Annotated in this window: 15 protein-coding genes; 4 read left to right on the top strand and 11 right to left on the bottom strand. The window is 71.2% G+C overall.

The window, feature by feature from the left end; translation table 11 throughout:
- The first annotated feature begins 9 nt into the window (after window positions 1-9).
- Genes tal through pgl form a run of 4 tightly spaced genes read left to right on the top strand, consistent with a single transcriptional unit; the run spans window position 10 to window position 4583 of the window.
- Window positions 10-1128, top strand: coding sequence for a transaldolase (tal, locus tag HZZ00_RS08370; protein WP_180331605.1), 1119 nt, complete (start codon window positions 10-12; stop codon window positions 1126-1128).
- A gap of 1 nt (window position 1129) precedes the next feature.
- Window positions 1130-2668 (top strand): glucose-6-phosphate dehydrogenase, encoded by a 1539-nt coding sequence (gene zwf, locus HZZ00_RS08365; protein ID WP_180331604.1) that lies wholly within the window; start codon window positions 1130-1132, stop codon window positions 2666-2668.
- Window positions 2665-3804: a glucose-6-phosphate dehydrogenase assembly protein OpcA gene (gene opcA, locus HZZ00_RS08360; RefSeq protein WP_180331603.1), complete on the top strand. Its 1140-nt coding sequence runs from the start codon at window positions 2665-2667 to the stop codon at window positions 3802-3804. The genes zwf and opcA overlap by 4 nt, the downstream gene beginning before the upstream one ends.
- Window positions 3801-4583 (top strand): 6-phosphogluconolactonase, encoded by a 783-nt coding sequence (gene pgl, locus HZZ00_RS08355; protein ID WP_180331602.1) that lies wholly within the window; start codon window positions 3801-3803, stop codon window positions 4581-4583. Before opcA ends, pgl begins: the two co-directional genes overlap by 4 nt.
- A gap of 67 nt (window positions 4584-4650) precedes the next feature.
- Here the strand turns inward: pgl and HZZ00_RS08350 are convergent, their stop codons facing one another.
- From HZZ00_RS08350 to uvrC, 11 genes are all read right to left on the bottom strand, one after another.
- A complete protein-coding gene (locus HZZ00_RS08350; RefSeq protein ID WP_180331601.1) occupies window positions 4651-5430 on the bottom strand; it encodes a hypothetical protein in 780 nt (259 codons plus the stop codon).
- Between the two features lie 123 nt (window positions 5431-5553).
- Window positions 5554-7209 (bottom strand): glucose-6-phosphate isomerase, encoded by a 1656-nt coding sequence (gene pgi / locus HZZ00_RS08345; protein WP_180331600.1) that lies wholly within the window; start codon window positions 7207-7209, stop codon window positions 5554-5556.
- 493 nt (window positions 7210-7702) lie between these two features.
- A complete protein-coding gene (locus tag HZZ00_RS08340; protein ID WP_004002138.1) occupies window positions 7703-7990 on the bottom strand; it encodes an RNA polymerase-binding protein RbpA in 288 nt (95 codons plus the stop codon).
- 259 nt (window positions 7991-8249) lie between these two features.
- A complete protein-coding gene (secG, locus tag HZZ00_RS08335) occupies window positions 8250-8486 on the bottom strand; it encodes a preprotein translocase subunit SecG (RefSeq protein ID WP_071828679.1) in 237 nt (78 codons plus the stop codon).
- A 119-nt stretch (window positions 8487-8605) separates the two neighbouring features.
- On the bottom strand, window positions 8606-9382 hold the full coding sequence (tpiA, locus tag HZZ00_RS08330; protein ID WP_180331599.1) for a triose-phosphate isomerase: 777 nt from the start codon (window positions 9380-9382) through the stop codon (window positions 8606-8608).
- A 6-nt stretch (window positions 9383-9388) separates the two neighbouring features.
- The gene (pgk, locus tag HZZ00_RS08325) at window positions 9389-10600 is read right to left on the bottom strand and encodes a phosphoglycerate kinase (RefSeq protein ID WP_074991998.1); all 1212 of its coding nucleotides are present in this window, start codon (window positions 10598-10600) and stop codon (window positions 9389-9391) included.
- A gap of 144 nt (window positions 10601-10744) precedes the next feature.
- Window positions 10745-11752 (bottom strand): type I glyceraldehyde-3-phosphate dehydrogenase, encoded by a 1008-nt coding sequence (gene gap, locus HZZ00_RS08320; RefSeq protein ID WP_180331598.1) that lies wholly within the window; start codon window positions 11750-11752, stop codon window positions 10745-10747.
- 404 nt (window positions 11753-12156) lie between these two features.
- A complete protein-coding gene (whiA, locus tag HZZ00_RS08315; RefSeq protein ID WP_014672011.1) occupies window positions 12157-13146 on the bottom strand; it encodes a DNA-binding protein WhiA in 990 nt (329 codons plus the stop codon).
- Window positions 13137-14228: a uridine diphosphate-N-acetylglucosamine-binding protein YvcK gene (yvcK, locus tag HZZ00_RS08310; RefSeq protein ID WP_070028467.1), complete on the bottom strand. Its 1092-nt coding sequence runs from the start codon at window positions 14226-14228 to the stop codon at window positions 13137-13139. Before yvcK ends, whiA begins: the two co-directional genes overlap by 10 nt.
- On the bottom strand, window positions 14225-15268 hold the full coding sequence (gene rapZ, locus HZZ00_RS08305; protein WP_180331597.1) for an RNase adapter RapZ: 1044 nt from the start codon (window positions 15266-15268) through the stop codon (window positions 14225-14227). The genes yvcK and rapZ overlap by 4 nt, the downstream gene beginning before the upstream one ends.
- A complete protein-coding gene (uvrC, locus tag HZZ00_RS08300; protein WP_180331596.1) occupies window positions 15265-17493 on the bottom strand; it encodes an excinuclease ABC subunit UvrC in 2229 nt (742 codons plus the stop codon). The genes rapZ and uvrC overlap by 4 nt, the downstream gene beginning before the upstream one ends.
- Between the last annotated feature and the right edge of the window lie 335 nt (window positions 17494-17828).

The raw sequence follows: 17828 nt of genomic DNA, 5'->3' as shown, positions 1-17828 counted from the left end.
TGTAATTCCATGACAGACGCACTCAAGCGCCTCTCCGACGAAGGCGTCGCGATCTGGCTGGACGACCTGTCGCGCAAGCGGATCACGTCCGGCAACCTCGCCGAGCTGATCGACCAGCAGCACGTCGTGGGCGTCACCACCAACCCGACGATCTTCCAGAAGGCGATCTCGCAGGGCGACGGCTACGACCTCCAGGTCTCGGACCTCGCCGCCCGCAAGGTCACCGTCGAAGAGGCCATCCGCATGATCACCACGGCGGACGTCCGGGACGCCGCCGACATCCTGCGCCCGGTCTTCGACGCCACCGACGGCCAGGACGGCCGGGTCTCCATCGAGGTCGACCCGCGCCTCGCGCACGACACCAAGGCGACCGTCGCCGAGGCCAAGCAGCTGGCCTGGCTGGTGGACCGCCCCAACACCCTGATCAAGATCCCGGCCACCCAGGCGGGTCTGCCGGCGATCGCCGAGGTCATCGGCCTGGGCATCAGCGTCAACGTCACGCTGATCTTCTCGCTGGAGCGCTACCGCCTGGTCATGGACGCGTACCTCTCCGGCCTGGAGAAGGCCAAGGAGCGCGGCCTGGACCTGTCCAAGATCCGCTCGGTGGCGTCCTTCTTCGTGTCCCGGGTGGACACCGAGATCGACCGCCGCATCGAGAAGCTGGGCACCGACGAGGCCAAGGCGCTGCGCGGCAAGGCCGGCGTCGCCAACGCGCGCCTCGCCTACCAGGCGTACGAGGAGGTCTTCTCCTCGGACCGCTGGAACGCCCTGGAGAAGGCGGGCGCCCACAAGCAGCGTCCGCTGTGGGCCTCCACCGGTGTGAAGGACCCGGCGTACAAGGACACCATGTACGTCGAGGAGCTGGTGGCGCCGAACACGGTCAACACCATGCCGGAGGCCACCCTGGAGGCCACCGACGACCACGGCGAGATCCGTGGCGACGCGGTGACCGGCACCTACGAGCAGGCCCGCGCCGACCTGGACGCGCTGGAGCGCCTCGGCATCTCGTACGACGAGGTCGTCCAGGTGCTGGAGGACGAGGGCGTCGAGAAGTTCGAGACGTCCTGGAACGACCTGCTGAAGTCCACTCAGGCGGAGCTGGAACGCCTCGCCCCCTCGGAGGACTGAGTTGTCATCCGTTTCCGGTTCCGGGGCGAACCCGCTCCGTGACCCGGCCGACCGACGGCTCCCGCGTATCGCGGGGCCGTCGGGTCTGGTCATCTTCGGGGTCACGGGCGATCTGTCGCGCAAGAAACTGATGCCCGCGGTGTACGACCTCGCCAACCGGGGTCTGCTGCCGCCGGGCTTCTCGCTGGTGGGCTTCGCCCGCCGCGAGTGGGCGAACGAGGACTTCGCCCAGGAGGTCCACGACGCCGTCAAGGCGCACTCCCGTACGCCGTTCCGCGAGGAGGTCTGGCAGCAGCTCATCCAGGGGATGCGCTTCGTGCAGGGCACCTTCGACGACGACGAGGCGTTCGAGCGGCTGCGCTCCACCATCGAGGAGCTGGACAAGGCGCAGGGCACGGGCGGCAACTTCGCCTTCTACCTGTCGGTGCCGCCGCGTTCCTTCCCGGTGGTCATCCAGCAGCTGAAGAAGCACGGTCTCGCCGACCAGTCCGGCGGTTCCTGGCGGCGCGCGGTCATCGAGAAGCCGTTCGGGCACGACCTGAAGTCGGCCGAGGAACTGAACAAGGTCGTGCACGAGGTGTTCGAGCCGGACCAGGTGTTCCGGATCGACCACTACCTCGGCAAGGAGACCGTCCAGAACATCCTGGCGCTGCGCTTCGCCAACACGATGTTCGAGCCGATCTGGAACCGGTCCTTCGTGGACCACGTGCAGATCACCATGGCCGAGGACATCGGCATCGGCGGCCGGGCCGGCTACTACGACGGCATCGGCGCCGCCCGTGACGTCATCCAGAACCACCTGCTCCAGCTGCTGGCACTGACCGCGATGGAGGAGCCCGCCTCCTTCGACGCGCAGGCGCTGGCCGCGGAGAAGACCAAGGTGCTCGGCGCCGTGCGGCTGCCGAAGGACCTGGGCAAGAGCACCGTGCGCGGTCAGTACGCGGCGGGCTGGCAGGGCGGCGAGAAGGTCATCGGCTACCTCGAAGAGGACGGCATCGACCCGAAGTCGAAGACCGACACCTTCGCCGCGATCAAGGTGGGCATCGACAACCGCCGCTGGGCGGGCGTCCCCTTCTACCTGCGCACCGGCAAGCGCCTGGGCCGCCGGGTGACGGAGATCGCCGTCGTCTTCCAGCGGGCCCCGCACTCCCCCTTCGACCACACGGCGACGGAGGAGCTGGGCCAGAACGCGATCGTGATCCGCGTCCAGCCGGACGAGGGCATCACGGTCCGCTTCGGCTCCAAGGTGCCCGGCACCTCGATGGAGATCCGGGACGTGTCGATGGACTTCGCCTACGGCGAGTCGTTCACCGAGTCCAGCCCGGAGGCGTACGAGCGGCTGATCCTGGACGTGCTGCTCGGCGACGCCAACCTCTTCCCGCGCACGGAGGAGGTCGAGCTGTCCTGGAAGATCCTCGACCCGATCGAGGAGTACTGGGACAAGCACGGCAGGCCCGCGCAGTACAAGTCGGGCACCTGGGGCCCCGCCGAGGCGGACGAGATGCTCGCACGAGACGGACGGAGCTGGCGCCGGCCATGAAGATAGACCTGACCGACACCACCGCCGGCGAGATCAACAAGGCGCTCGTACAGGGCCGCCGGGCCATCGGCACCCCCGCCGTCGGCATGGTCCTCACCCTCGTCATCGTCACCGACGAGGAGAACGCCTACGACGCGCTGAAGGCCGCCAACGACGCCTCGCGCGAGCACCCCTCGCGCACGCTCGTGGTCGTCAAGCGGGTCTCGCGCACCCCGCGCGACCGCACCTCCTCGCGTCTGGACGCCGAAGTACGGGTGGGCGCGGACGCGGGCACCGGCGAGACGGTCGTGCTGCGGCTGTACGGCGAGGTCGTCGGCCAAGCCGACTCCGTCGTGCTGCCGCTGCTGCTGCCGGACGCCCCGGTGGTCGTGTGGTGGCCGGTGAACGCGCCGCTGGACCCCGCCAAGGACCCGCTGGGCGCGCTCGCCCAGCGCCGGGTCACCGACACCTACGCCGCCGAGGAGCCGGTGCGCGAGCTGACCGCCCGCGCCGCGGCCTACACCCCCGGCGACACCGATCTGTCCTGGACCCGGATCACGCCCTGGCGCTCGATGCTGGCGGCCGCCCTGGACCAGGTCACCTGCACGGTGCAGGCGGTCGAGGTGGAGGGCGAGGAGTTCAACCCGAGCTGCGAGCTGCTGGCGATGTGGCTCGCGGACCGGCTGGACGTGCCGGTGCGCCTGTCCCCGTCCGCGGGGCCGGGCCTGACGGCCGTCCGCATGGACACCACCTGCGGCCCGATCACCCTGGACCGGGCGGACGGCTCGCTCGCCACGCTGACCATCGAGGGCCAGCCGGCCCGTGCGGTGGCGCTGAAGCGGCGGGACACCGCCGAGCTGATCGCGGAGGAGCTGCGCCGGCTGGACCCGGACGACACCTATGCGTCGGCGCTGCGCTACGGGGTGGACCGGCTGGTGACGGTTCCGCGGCAGACGGCCGGCGACGCCTCCGACGCCTCCGGTAAGGAAACCCCGGACGCCGAGGCCTCCGAGGGGCCGGCGGAGGCCGAGGCCACCGCGGAGGGGGCGGCGGTCGCCGAGCCGGAGCCCGTCGAGCAGGCGGCCAAGGCGCCCGCGAAGAAGGCGGCGGCCAGGACCGCGAAGAAGGCCCCCGCGAGGAAGGCGACGGCGAAGTGAACACCCCGCAGCTGGTCGTCCACCGCGACAAGGAACTGATGGCCCAGGCCGCCGCGGCCCGGCTGATCACGAAGATCGTGGACGCGCAGGCCTCCCGGGGCACCGCGTCCGTGGTCCTCACCGGCGGCCGCAACGGCAACGGCCTGCTGGCCGCGCTGGCGGCCGCACCGGCCCGGGACGCCGTCGACTGGACCCGGCTCGACCTGTGGTGGGGCGACGAGCGCTATCTGCCCGAGGGCGACCCCGAGCGCAATGTCACCCAGGCCCGCGAGGCCCTGCTGGACTCCGTCCCGCTGGACCCGGAGCGCGTGCACGCCATGCCCGCCTCCGACGGGCCGTACGGCACGGACGTCGAGGCGGCGGCCGAGGCCTACGCGGCGGAGCTGGCGAAGGCGGCCGGTCCGGAGAACCGCGGCTCGGTGCCCACCTTCGACGTGCTGATGCTGGGCGTCGGCCCGGACACCCATGTGGCCTCGCTCTTCCCGGAGCTGCCGGCCGTACGGGAGACCGAGCGCACGGTGGTGGGCGTGCACGGCGCGCCCAAGCCGCCGCCCACCCGGATCTCGCTCACCCTGCCCGCGATCCGCTCGGCCCGCGAGGTCTGGCTGCTCGCGGCCGGTGAGGACAAGGCGGAGGCCGCGGCCATCGCCCTGTCCGGCGCGGGCGAGATCCAGGCACCGGCGGCGGGTGCCCGCGGCCGCAGCCGCACCCTGTGGCTGCTGGACGCGGCGGCGGCCTCCCAGCTGCCCCGGTCGCTGTATCCGCCGGCGTCCCCCTGACGCGCGACACCCGGAACGACGAGACGGCGGGGATGGCCACCATCCCCGCCGTCTCGCGTGTCCGGGATCAACGGCCGTAGGAGTACGGCGCGCCGGCCGGTGCCCGGCGGTCGTGCAGCGCCGGATGGTCGGCCAGCCGGATGCCGTAGCGCCGCTTCAGGAGGGCCAGCTCGTACAGGGCGATGCCGGTGACCGTCACCGGGGCGCCGAGGACGAACACGATGCCGAGGGTGAGTCCGAGGCCGTGCAGATCGCCGGTGAACAGGTCCGGCAGGGCCATCAGCCAGCTGGTGACGATGGCGAGCAGGGGTGGCAGGGCGCGGTGCACGGCCGCCGTGCCGAAGAAGTTCCCGGTGACGCGCAGGGCCCCGGCACCGACGAACCAGATCAGCCACAGCGTCACCAGGCTCACCGGGAGGATCAGCAGCCCCGCGCCCAGCTCGCTGTTGTGCTGGAGCAGCAGCAGGGCCACCACCGCCGAGGCGATGAAGGTGAGCAGCAGTCCCAGTGCCCTCAGCAGCGCCGGGCGAAGGGCGCGCAGGCTGCCGGTGCGCCGCCAGATCCACAGCATCACCCCGACCGTCAGCGGGGCGATCACCAGCAGCACCCCGCAGGCGACGAGCAGGTTCTCCAGCATCTCCGTGACGGCGAAGCCGCCCTGCACGAAGGTGTAGACGCCGATGGCGGCGACCGTGCCCCCGGCCACCCGGATCCGCTTCAGCTGCTCCACGGACGGGTCGAGCGGCTCGGGTATCCAGGCCGGGTGGAACACCGCCCGTGCCGCGTGATGGGCCTTCAGCCAGTTCCGCTCGTGCTGTTCTCCCGGCCTGCGGATCCCCCGTGCCACGGCACACTCCCCCGAGTCGCGTTGTTCATGATCATCGGGAGTTTACGGGACACGGGGGACGCCTCCGGGCCGGGCCGCAGCCCGGCCCGGAGGGGGCCTTCGCGCCGGCCTCGGCGCACGGCCTCAGCTCCGGCCGCGCAGTTCCCGGTAGCGGGCGACCAGCGCCTTGGTCGAGGCATCGAGGCCGGGGACCTCGGCGCCCTCGGTGAGGGCGGGTTCGACGCGCTTGGCGAGGACCTTGCCCAGCTCCACGCCCCACTGGTCGAAGGAGTCGATGTCCCACACCGCGCCCTGCACGAACACCTTGTGCTCGTAGAGGGCGATCAGCTGGCCGAGCACGGAGGGGCTGAGTTCCCTCGCCAGGATGGTGGTCGTGGGCCGGTTGCCCGGGAAGGTCTTGTGGGGCACCAGTTCCTCGGGCACGCCCTCCGCGCGGACCTCCTCGGCGCTCTTGCCGAAGGCGAGCGCCTGCGTCTGGGCGAAGAAGTTGGCCATCAACAGGTCGTGCTGCGCCTCCAGTTCGCCGCTCAGGTCGCCGACGGGGCGGGCGAAGCCGATGAAGTCGGCCGGGATCAGCTTGGTGCCCTGGTGGATCAACTGGTAGTACGCGTGCTGCCCGTTGGTGCCGGGAGTGCCCCACACCACCGGCCCGGTCTGCCACTCCACCGGGTTGCCGTCGCGCTGCACCGACTTGCCGTTGGACTCCATGTCCAGCTGCTGGAGGTAGGCGGTGAACTTGGACAGGTAGTGGCTGTACGGCAGCACCGCGTGCGACTGGGCGTCGTGGAAGTTGCCGTACCAGATGCCCAGCAGGCCGAGCAGCAGCGGGGCGTTGGCCTCCGGGGGCGCGGTGCGGAAGTGCTCGTCGACCAGGTGGAAGCCGTCCAGCATCTCCCGGAACCGGTCCGGTCCGATGGCGATCATCAGGGAGAGGCCGATCGCGGAGTCGTACGAGTAGCGGCCGCCGACCCAGTCCCAGAACTCGAACATGTTGTCCGGGTCGATGCCGAACTCGGTGACCTTGCCCGCGTTGGTGGACAGCGCCACGAAGTGCTTCGCGACCGCCTTCTGGTCGCCGTCGAAGGCCCTCAGCAGCCAGGAGCGGGCCGAGGTGGCGTTGGTGATCGTCTCGATCGTGGTGAAGGTCTTGGACGCGACGATGAACAGGGTCTCCGCCGGGTCCAGGTCGCGGGTCGCCTCGTGCAGGTCGGCGCCGTCCACGTTGGACACGAACCGGAACGTCAACTCCCGCGCGGTGTACGGGCGCAGCGCCTCGTAGGCCATGGCGGGGCCGAGGTCGGAGCCGCCGATGCCGATGTTGACCACGTTCCTGATGCGCCTGCCGGTGTGCCCGGTCCAGGCGCCGGAGCGGACCCGCTCGGCGAAGTCGGCCATCTTGTCGAGCACCGCGTGCACCTTGGGCACCACGTTCTCGCCGTCGACCTCGATCACCGCGTCCCGCGGGGCGCGCAGCGCGGTGTGCAGCACCGCCCGGCCCTCGGTGATGTTGATCTTCTCGCCCCGGAACATGGCGTCCCGCAGCCCGGACACGTCCCGCGCCGCGGCCAGCTCGCGCAGCAGCCGCAGGGTCTCGTCCGTGATCAGGTGCTTGCTGTAGTCGATGGAGAGGTCGCCGACCCGCAGCGTGTACCCGGCGCCGCGCTCGGGGTCGGCGGCGAACAGGTCCCTCAGATGAGTGTCGGCCAGCTCCTCCCGGTGCTTGGCGAGAGCGGTCCACTCGGGCGACTGGTCGAGCCTGGTACGGCCGTCTGCGTTCATTTCCGACTTCCGCCTTCTTTCGTGCCTGTCCCAGTGGGTTCCAACCTAATTGATCACTGCCGGGTACGGGCCGCGGTCGCGCCGTCCTCGGGCGGGACAAGGGGCCGGCCGGGGGCGCGGGCCGGCCGCGGCAGGCTGACGGACGGCACGGACAAGGCGGCCGAGGGGCGACAGGGCGGGCAGCAGGGCGGCGGAGGCGTCGTGGCGATGGCCGCAGGCGGTCAGGGCGGTGGTCGGTCGCGACGGTGCGCGGCGCGGCGCGAGGGTACGCGGCGCGGCGTCGGAGCGGGACGGCACGGCGGCGCTCCACGTCCGCCGCAAGCCACCGCGCCCTGCGGGCGCGCGCACCCGCCCCGTCGCCGTCGCCACAACTCCCCCTCGCGGTCGTCGTCTTCACGAGAACCGTAGGGGGTGCCACTGACAACGGGCCGCGGGCGAGCGGGTGGATACCGCTCCGGCCAGGCACCCGAGGGGCCCGGCCGGTCGTCAGTTCCTAGATCTCGCCGCGGAGTTTGGCGAGCGCCTCGGCGAGGATCGCCTCGCCGTCCGCGTCGCTGCGCCGCTCCCGCACATAGGCGAGGTGGGTCTTGTACGGCTCGGTGCGCGGCGGGTCCGGGGGGTTGTCCCGGTCCTGGCCGGCCGGAAAGCCGCAGCGCGGGCAGTCCCAGGTGTCGGGAACCTGCGCGTCGCTGGCGAAGCTCGGCTGCGTCTCGTGCCCGTTGGAGCACCAGAAGGAGATGCGCAGCCGCGGTGCGGACTCGCCGCGCTCGGCCTCGCCCATCGGCCCCGCCCCGACCCGGCTTCCTCGGATCGCGTTGCCACTTGCCACGGTCGTAACTCCCTGCGTGATGGTGCCGCGAAGCGAGTCGGCGTTCCGCTTCGCCGCGAGCGCCTCAGTCTACGTAAGGCCCAACGCGCGTCCAGTGATTGGAGTTACCGCCCCCCACATCCAGACGCAAGCCCCATGATAGGCCGCGCATGGGAGCGCGTACCGAACATGGGGCTCAACGTACGGAATGTGTGGGCCGTGCGGCCCGGGATCAGCTGTTCGTCTTCATCAGGATGCCGAGGACCACGATGCACGCGAGCCACAGCACGCCGATCACGACGGTGATCCGGTCGAGGTTGCGCTCGGCGACCGAGGAGCCGCCGACGGAGGACTGCATGCCGCCACCGAACATGTCGGAGAGGCCGCCGCCCTTTCCCTTGTGCATCAGCACCAGCAGCATCAGCAGCAGGCTGAAGACGATCAGGGCGATCGAGAACCCCAAAACCACGGCTGGACCAACTTCCTCGGAATCGGATGGACGACGGGGGCACAGCACCTGGGCCGTGCCCCCGCAAGAGTACGACGTATCGCGGCTACCGCCTACTCATGAGCGGCGTCACCGCACCGTCACTGATCGCGGAAACGCACGATCTTGACGAACTCGTCGGTGTCCAGCGACGCGCCGCCGACCAGGGCGCCGTCGATGTCGGCCTTGGCCATGATCTCGGCGACGTTGCCGGACTTCACGGAGCCGCCGTACTGGATGCGGACCTTGTCGGCGACGTCCTGCGAGTACAGCTCGGCGATCTTGGCGCGGATGGCGGCGCAGACCTCCTGGGCGTCGTCGGAGCCGCAGACCTTGCCGGTGCCGATGGCCCACACCGGCTCGTACGCGATCACGATCGTCTCGGCCTGCTCGGCCGGGAGGTCCTTCAGGCCGCCCTCGACCTGGGCGAGGGTGTGGGTGACGTGGTTGCCCGCCTCGCGGACGTCCAGCTCCTCGCCGACGCACAGGATCGGGGTCAGGCCGTGCTTGTAGGCGGCCTTGACCTTGGCGTTGACGATGTCGTCGGTCTCGTGGTGGTACTGGCGGCGCTCGGAGTGGCCGATGACCACGTACGTGCACTTCAGCTTGGCCAGCATCGGGCCGGAGATCTCGCCGGTGTAGGCGCCGGAGTCGTGCTGCGAGATGTCCTGGGCGCCGTACTTGATCTTCAGCTTGTCGCCGTCGACCAGGGTCTGCACGGAGCGCAGGTCGGTGAAGGGCGGCAGGACGGCGACCTCGACGGCCTCGTAGTCCTTGTCGGCCAGGGCGAAGGCGAGCTTCTGGACGTGGGCGATGGCCTCAAGGTGGTTGAGGTTCATCTTCCAGTTGCCCGCCATCAGCGGCGTGCGGGTGGTCATACGGGGTCAGTCCTCCAGTGCGGCGAGGCCGGGGAGCGTCTTGCCCTCGAGGTATTCGAGGGAGGCGCCGCCACCGGTCGAGATGTGGCCGAATGCGTTCTCGTCGAAGCCGAGCGTGCGCACGGCCGCGGCGGAGTCACCGCCGCCGACGACGGTGAACCCGTCCGAGTCGACGAGGGCCTGGGCGACCGCCTTGGTGCCCTCGGCGTAGTCGGGGTGCTCGAAGACGCCCATGGGACCGTTCCAGAAGACGGTCTCGGCGTCGGCGAGCTTCGAGGCGTACAGCTCTCGGGTCTTGGGGCCGATGTCCAGGCCCTCCTGGTCGGCGGGGATCTTGTCCGCGTCGACGGTGGTGAACTGGCTCGGCGCCTTGGTCTTGAGGTCCGGGAAGTCCCGGGCCACGAGGACGTCGACGGGCAGGACCAGTTCCACGCCCTGCTTCTCGGCGCGCTGCATGTACTCGGTGACGGCCGGGATCTGGTCCTCCTGGAGGAGGGAGATGCCGACCTCGTAGCCCTTGGCCTTGAGGAAGGTGTAGGCCATGCCGCCGCCGATGAGCAGCCGGTCGGCCTTGCCGAGCAGCTGGTCGATGACGGCGAGCTTGTCGGAGACCTTGGCGCCGCCGAGCGCGACGACGTAGGGGCGCTTGACGTCCTCGGTGAGCTTCTTCAGGACGCCGACCTCGGTGGCGATGAGGTGGCCGGCGTAGTGCGGCAGCCGGGCCGGGAGGTCGTACACGGAGGCGTGCTTGCGGTGCACGGCGCCGAAGCCGTCGCCCACGTACACGTCGGCGAGGGCGGCGAGCCGGTCGGCGAACTCGCCGCGCTCGGTGTCGTCCTTGGCCGTCTCGCCCGGGTTGAAGCGCAGGTTCTCGATGACCGCGACCTGGCCGGGCTCAAGGCCGTCGACGGCGTCGTGGGCGGCGGGGCCGACCGTGTCCTGGGCGAAGGCGACCGGGGCGCCGAGCAGTTCACCGAGGCGCTCGGCGGCGGGCAGCAGCGAGAAGGCGGGGTCCGGGGCGCCCTTGGGGCGGCCCAGGTGCGAGGCGACGATCACCTTGGCGCCCGCGTCGGCGAGGGCCTTGACGGTGGGCAGCACGGCGCGGATGCGGCCGTCGTCGGTGATCGTCCCGTCGGCCAGCGGCACGTTGAGGTCGGCGCGGACGAAGACCCGCTTGCCGCTTACGCCGTCGGCGAGAAGTTCGTCGATCGTCTTCATTGAGTGGACTCCTGAGGAGGGCTCGTGGTGCACCTGATCGTATGAGGACGTGGTCCGTGCGCGAGACAGGGCCCGGCGGGCGCCGCGCTGCGCCTGCCGAGCCCTGCTCTCATGTCACGATCGTGCTGCTGTGGTCTTCGGCGATCAGAGCTGGTTGCCGACGAAGACCGTGAGGTCCACGAGACGGTTGGAGTAGCCCCACTCGTTGTCGTACCAGCCGATGACCTTCACGTTCTTGCCCTCCTGGACCATGGTCAGGGAGGAGTCGAAGGTGCAGGACGCCGGGGCGTTGACGATGTCCGAGGAGACGATCGGGTCCTCGGTGTAGTCGAGGAGGCCCTTCAGCTCGCCCTCGGCGGCCTTCTGGAAGGCGGCGTTGACCTCTTCCTTGGTGACCTCGCGGCTGAGTTCGACGACGAGGTCGGTGACGGAGCCGGTCGGGACCGGGACGCGCATGGCCAGGCCGTCCAGCTTGCCCTTGAGCTGCGGCAGGACCAGGGCGGTGGCCTTGGCGGCACCGGTCGTGGTCGGGATGATGTTCTCGGCGGCGGCGCGGGCGCGGCGCAGGTCCTTGTGCGGGAAGTCCAGGATGCGCTGGTCGTTGGTGTACGCGTGCACCGTGGTCATCAGACCCTTGACGATGCCGAAGTTCTCGTCCAGGACCTTCGCCATCGGGGCCACACAGTTGGTGGTGCACGACGCGTTGGAGATGACGTGGTGGTTCGCCGGGTCGTACTTGTCCTGGTTGACGCCCATCACGATGGTGATGTCCTCTTCCTTGGCCGGAGCCGAGATGAGGACCTTCTTGGCGCCGCCGGCCAGGTGCTTGGCGGCGTCCTCGCGCTTGGTGAAGATGCCGGTCGACTCGATGACGATGTCGACGCCCAGCTCGCCCCAGGGGATGTCCGCCGGGTTGCGCTCGGAGAGCACCTTGATGGTGTGGCCGTCGACGGTGATCGTGTCGGCGGTGTGGGAGACCTCCTGCTTGAGGCGACCCAGGATCGTGTCGTACTTGAGCAGGTGGGCCGTGGTGGCCGTGTCACCCAGGTCGTTGACAGCCACAACCTCGATGTCCGCACCCTGCTCCAGCAGCGCGCGGAAGTAGTTACGGCCGATGCGGCCGAAGCCGTTGATGCCTACGCGGATCGTCACGAACCGATCTCCTCGTTGGTACGCCGGCCATGCGAGCCGGCGAGCTCTGTTTGGGATGTCCCCGACCACCACCGACCCTACCTCTCCGAGGGGCCCTCGGTGACATCGAGATGGCGCATACATGGGCAGGTCTTCCGTACACGTCAGTAGGGGTACGGACCCCCCTGGATCGGCGGTCGATTCACCCGGATTTGCTATCCGATGTCCCCCCTTGCTGACGACGTTGTCACTCGTTCGTGAGCGGGTCGGCTCACCTGTTGAGTACCCCGTTTCCGCACCCTTGATGAGGGCTCCGCTCACCTGTGGTATGGAGCCGGGGAGTTCGACGGGCGAGGGCACACGAAAAGCCGGTGCCGAATCCCTCGGACGGGGATGCGGCACCGGCGTGTCGGCGCGCGGGGCGGTCAGCCGGCCAGGTTGTCCGCCAGTTCCTCGGTCAGGTTGGCCTCGGTGCCCGGGATGCCGAGATCGGCCGCCCGCTTGTCGGCCATGGCCAGCAGCCGGCGGATGCGGCCCGCGACCGCGTCCTTGGTCAGCGGCGGGTCGGCGAGCGCGCCCAGCTCCTCCAGCGAGGCCTGCTTGTGCTCCATGCGCAGCCGCCCGGCCGCGGCGAGGTGCTCGGGCACCTCGTCCCCGAGGATCTCCAGCGCGCGCTGCACCCGGGCCCCGGCGGCCACCGCCGCGCGCGCCGAGCGCCGCAGGTTGGCGTCGTCGAAGTTGGCGAGCCGGTTGGCCGTGGCCCGCACCTCGCGGCGCATCCGGCGCTCCTCCCAGGCCAGCACCGACTCGTGCGCGCCCAGCCGGGTCAGCAGCGCGCCGATCGCGTCGCCGTCACGGACGACCACCCGGTCCACCCCGCGCACCTCGCGGGCCTTCGCGGCGATCGACAGCCGGCGGGCGGCGCCGACCAGCGCCAGCGCGGCCTCCGGGCCCGGGCAGGTCACCTCCAGGGAGGAGGAGCGGCCGGGCTCGGTCAGCGAGCCGTGCGCGAGGAAGGCCCCGCGCCAGGCCGCCTCCGCGTCGCAGGTGGCCCCCGAGACCACCTGCGGGGGCAGCCCGCGGATCGGCCGGCCCCGGCCGTCGACCAGGCCCGTCTGCCGGGCGAGCTGGTCGCCGCCCGCGACGACTCTGACGACGTAGCGCGAGCCGCGCCGCAGCCCGCCGGGAGCCATCACGATCAGTTCGGAACTGTGCCCGAAGATCTCCAGGATGTCCCGCTTGAGGCGGCGCGCCGCCATCGCCGTGTCCAGCTCCGCCTCGATCACGATGCGCCCGCTCACCAGATGCAGGCCGCCGGCGAACCGCAGAATGGCGGAGACCTCCGCCTTCCTGCAGCAGGTCCGGGTGACGGGGAGCCGGGAGATCTCGTCCTTCACCGCTGCCGTCATCGCCATGGGCCGATCCTTCCATGCATCCGAAAAATACGGTCGTACGCGGCGGCCAACAGCTCCGGGTCGTGCCGGGGTGTTCCGTCGGTCCGGGCCACCGTGGCCAGCTCGACCGCGGCGCCCAGCCGCTTGGCGGCCTCGGTGAGCGAGTCGCGGTCGGGCACGGCGGCCTCGTCGGCCAGCACCACGTCCAGGGCGAGTTTAGGGGCGTGTCGCCCCAAAACCTCCAAATGACGCTGCGGGGAGAAGCCGTCGGTTTCTCCCGGCTGCGGGGCGAGGTTCAGGGACAGGACCTTGCGCGCCTTGGTCTCGGTCAGTGCGTCCAGCAGCTCGGGCACGAGCAGGTGCGGGATCACCGAGGAGAACCAGGAGCCGGGGCCGAGCACCACCCAGTCCGCGTCCAGGACCGCCGCCAGGGCCTCGGGGACGGCCGGCGGGTCGTTCGGCACCAGGTGCACGGACTGCACCTCACCGGGGGTCAGCGCGACCGTGGCCTGCCCGCGCACCGTGTCCACGTCCTCCGGGCGCTCCGGGTCGTGCCCCTTGACCAGGGCCTGGAGTTCCAGCGGCACGGCGGACATGGGCAGCACACGCCCGTGTGCGCCGAGCAGTTTGCCCACCAGGTCAAGGGCCTGGACGTGGTCGCCGAGCTGCTCCCACAGGGCGACGATCAGCAGGTTGCCCACCGCGTGGTCGTGCAGGTCGCCCTGGGAGGTGAAGCGGTGCTGGATGACCCGGGCCCACGTCTGGCCCCAGTCGTCGTCGCCGCAGAGCGCGGCCAGCGCCTTGCGCAGGTCGCCGGGCGGCAGCACGCCCAGCTCGTCGCGCAGCCGGCCGCTGGAGCCGCCGTCGTCGGCCACGGTGACCACGGCGGTGAGGTCGCCGGTGATCCGGCGCAGTGCGGCGAGCGAGGCCGACAGGCCCATGCCGCCGCCGAGCGCGACCACCTTGGGCTGGGCGCCCCGGCGGCGGGGCCGGCCCCCGCGGGCCTCGGCGGGGCGGCCGGCCCCGGTGCCGGCGGTGCGGCCGGAGCGCGCGTCCGGCACCATCCGGCGCAGCCGGCCCAGCCGCGGTGTACGTTCCGTCATTCCCGTCCCATGTCCCGGTGCACGACCACCGTCTCGACCCCCTCGGCCGCGAGGCGCGCGGCGAGCTTCTCCGACATCGCGACCGAGCGGTGCTTGCCCCCGGTGCAGCCGATGGCGATGGTCACGTAGCGCTTGCCCTCGCGCCGGTACCCTGCCGCGATGAGCCGGAGCAGCTCGGCGTAGCGGTCCAGGAACTCCTTGGCGCCGGGCTGGTTGAAGACGTAGGCGGCGACCTCCTCGTTGAGGCCGGTGAACGGGCGCAGCTCCGGGACCCAGTGCGGGTTCGGCAGGAACCGCATGTCCGCGACGAGATCGGCGTCGACCGGCAGGCCGTACTTGAACCCGAAGGACATCACGGTGGCCCGCAGTTCGGGCTCCTCCTCGCCGGCGAACTGGGCGTCCATCTTGGCGCGCAGCTCGTGCACGTTGAGGCTGGAGGTGTCGATCACCAGGTCGGCGTCGCCGCGCAGTTCGCGCAGCAGCTCCCGCTCGGCGGCGATGCCGTCCACGATGCGGCCGTCGCCCTGGAGGGGGTGCGGGCGGCGCACCGACTCGAAGCGGCGCACCAGGGCCTCGTCGGAGGACTCCAGGAAGACGATCCGCCGGGTGACGTGCTTGGCCTCCAGGTCCGCCAGGGACTCGCGCAGGTTGTCGAAGAAGCGGCGGCCGCGGACGTCCACGACCACCGCGATCCGCGCCACGTTGCCCTGGGAGCGGGCGCCCAGCTCCACCATGGTGGGGATGAGGGCGGGCGGGAGGTTGTCCACGACGAACCAGCCGAGGTCCTCCAGACACTTCGCGGCCGTCGAACGGCCCGCTCCGGACATGCCGGAGATGATCACCAGCTCGGGGATGGCCGCTTCGGGTACCCCGGGTGTCTCGCTGCCCGTACTCACCTGTGCTCCGTTGTCGTCGGCCGTGTCCTGGCCCGTGTGCCGCCGGGCGTCGGACCGGCCCGTGTGCTGCCGGGCCGTGTCGTCGCCCGGGCCGCCGCGCGCCTGATCTCGGCGCGGCGTGGGGTCTGCGTCGTGCTCGGTCATGTCTCCTGCCCCCGTCGTTCGTCCGGGGGACCCGTGGTCACGGGCGCCCCCGAGGAACCCGCCGTCGTCTCGGGTTCCTCGTCTTCCATGATCTCTCCGGTCGCCGTGTTCACGGCGGGTGCGGCCGGGGCCGCCTGGGCGAGGGCCGCGGCGATGGTCTCGGCCGTCTTGCGGCCTATCCCGGGCACTTCCTGGATCTGTTCGATTGTGGCGGACCGCAGCCGCTTCACCGAGCCGAAATGCTTGATGAGCGCCTGTTTCCTGGTGTCGCCGAGGCCGGGGACGTCGTCCAGGGGGCCGGCGCGGAAGCGCTTGGCGCGCTTGGTGCGCTGGTAGGTGATCGCGAACCGGTGGGCCTCGTCCCGGACGCGCTGGAGCAGGTACAGGCCCTCGCTGGTGCGGGGCAGCACGACGGGGTCGTCCTCACCGGGCAGCCAGACCTCCTCCAGCCGCTTGGCGAGGCCGCACACCGCGATGTCGTCGATGCCCAGCTCGTCCAGCGCCCGCTGGGCCGCCGCGACCTGCGGCTGACCGCCGTCGACCACGACGAGCTGGGGCGGGTAGGCGAACTTCCGCGGGCGGCCGTCGTCGTCCTTGAGGGCGCCGTCCACCGGGCCGACGCCGGGTTCGGGGGCGGTCGGGGCCGGCTCGGCCGGGGCGGGTCGCGTACCGGTGATCGCACCGGCTTCGGGGCGCGTGTCCGCGTCGGTGCCGGTGTGCGGGGGGACGGCGGCGGAGGGCGTGGCCAGGGTGTCGACGGGGGCCGTGCCGACGGGGGTGGCGGCGCCGTCGGTGTCCTCGCCGTCGGCCCACTCCCCCGTCCGCTCCTTCTCGGCGAGGTACCGCTTGAAGCGGCGGGTGATCACCTCGTGCATGGAGCGGACGTCGTCCTGGCCGGCGAAGCCCTTGATCTGGAAGCGGCGGTACTCGCTCTTGCGCTGCAGGCCGTCCTCGAACACCACCATGGACGCGACCACGTCGTCCCCCTGGAGGTGCGAGATGTCGTAGCACTCGATGCGCAGCGGGGCGCTGTCCAGGTCGAGGGCGTCGGCGATCTCCTCCAGGGCGCGGGAGCGGGTGGTGAGGTCGGAGGCGCGCCTGGTCTTGTGCAGGGCGAGCGCCTGCTGGGCGTTGCGCTGCACGGTCTCCATGAGCGCCTTCTTGTCGCCGCGCTGCGGTATGCGCAGCGACACATGTGAACCGCGGCGGCCGGTCAGCCACTCCTGGACGGGCTCGACCGGCTCGGGCAGCGCCGGGACCAGGACCTCCTTGGGCACGGCGTCCCCGGTCTCCTCGCCGTACAGCTGCTGCAGGGCGTGCTCGACCAGGGCGCCGGTGGTGACCTCCTCGACCTTGTCGGTCACCCAGCCGCGCTGACCGCGCACCCGGCCACCGCGCACGTGGAAGATCTGCACGGCCGCCTCCAGCTCGTCCTCGGCGACGGCGATGAGGTCCGCGTCGGTCGCGTCCGCGAGCACGACCGCGCTCTTCTCCATGGCCTTCCTCAGGGCCCCGATGTCGTCGCGCAGCCGGGCGGCGCGCTCGTACTCCATCTCCTCCGCCGCCTCCATCATCTGCTTCTCCAGACGGCGGAGGTAGGTGCCGGTGCGGCCTGCCATGAAGTCGCAGAACTCGTCGGCCAGGTCCCGGTGGTCCTCGGGGCTGATGCGGCCGACGCAGGGGGCGGAGCACTTGCCGATGTAGCCGAGCAGGCAGGGCCGGCCGGTGCGGGCGGCGTTCTTGAACACGCCCGCCGAGCACGTGCGCACCGGGAAGACCCGCAGCAGCAGGTCGACGGTGTCCCGGATGGCCCAGGCGTGTCCGTACGGCCCGAAGTACCGCACGCCCTTCTTCTTGTGACCCCGCATCACCTGGACGCGCGGGAACTCCTCGTTCATCGTCACCGCGAGGTACGGGTAGCTCTTGTCGTCGCGGTACTTGACGTTGAACCGGGGGTCGAACTCCTTGATCCAGGAGTACTCCAGCTGCAGCGCCTCGACCTCGGTGGACACCACGGTCCACTCCACGGACGCGGCGGTGGTCACCATGGTCCGGGTGCGCGGGTGCAGGTTCGCCAGGTCCTGGAAATAGTTCGCCAGGCGCTGGCGCAGGCTTTTCGCCTTTCCGACGTAGATCACCCGGCGGTGCTCGTCACGGAACCTGTACACCCCGGGGGTGTCCGGGATGTCTCCCGGCCTGGGGCGGTAGCTGGAGGGATCGGCCATGTCTCACACCCTACTGGCGAGCGCCGACACCGCGTCCGGCCTGTGGACGACGCCGGCGCCGCGGCGCGCGGACCGGTCCGTTCGGCTCCGGGGCGCGAAAGGGCCGCCCGTCGGCGCCCGCCGGCCGACGAGGGGCGGGCTCCGGCCAGTCGTACGGTGCGACCGGTCCCCAGGTGTTGTCGGGTGCTGATCAACACGCTTCAATGCGGGGGAACTCGGGGCCGGCACGTGCGAAGGGGCGCGGCGTGCGCAGCCATGGGCGTCCATGACGCCACGGGGGTGGCCCCGCACACCCGCGCAGACGGTCCGACCAGCCGTCGCGACACTTCACAGAA

This window comes from Streptomyces sp. NEAU-sy36, assembly GCF_013423905.1.
Lineage (GTDB): Bacteria > Actinomycetota > Actinomycetes > Streptomycetales > Streptomycetaceae > Streptomyces > Streptomyces misionensis.
This window is presented reverse-complemented; position numbering and strand designations above follow the sequence as displayed.

Excerpts from the sequence above, each read along its gene's own strand:
- tal (WP_180331605.1), top strand. The coding sequence starts at position 10 with ATGACAGACGCACTCAAGCGCCTCTCCGACGAAGGCGTCGCGATCTGG.
- opcA (WP_180331603.1), top strand. The coding sequence starts at position 2,665 with ATGAAGATAGACCTGACCGACACCACCGCCGGCGAGATCAACAAGGCG.
- pgi (WP_180331600.1), bottom strand. The coding sequence starts at position 7,209 with ATGAACGCAGACGGCCGTACCAGGCTCGACCAGTCGCCCGAGTGGACC.
- HZZ00_RS08340 (WP_004002138.1), bottom strand. The coding sequence starts at position 7,990 with ATGGGCGAGGCCGAGCGCGGCGAGTCCGCACCGCGGCTGCGCATCTCC.
- tpiA (WP_180331599.1), bottom strand. The coding sequence starts at position 9,382 with ATGACCACCCGCACGCCGCTGATGGCGGGCAACTGGAAGATGAACCTC.
- pgk (WP_074991998.1), bottom strand. The coding sequence starts at position 10,600 with ATGAAGACGATCGACGAACTTCTCGCCGACGGCGTAAGCGGCAAGCGG.
- whiA (WP_014672011.1), bottom strand. The coding sequence starts at position 13,146 with ATGGCGATGACGGCAGCGGTGAAGGACGAGATCTCCCGGCTCCCCGTC.
- yvcK (WP_070028467.1), bottom strand. The coding sequence starts at position 14,228 with ATGACGGAACGTACACCGCGGCTGGGCCGGCTGCGCCGGATGGTGCCG.
- rapZ (WP_180331597.1), bottom strand. The coding sequence starts at position 15,268 with ATGACCGAGCACGACGCAGACCCCACGCCGCGCCGAGATCAGGCGCGC.
- uvrC (WP_180331596.1), bottom strand. The coding sequence starts at position 17,493 with ATGGCCGATCCCTCCAGCTACCGCCCCAGGCCGGGAGACATCCCGGAC.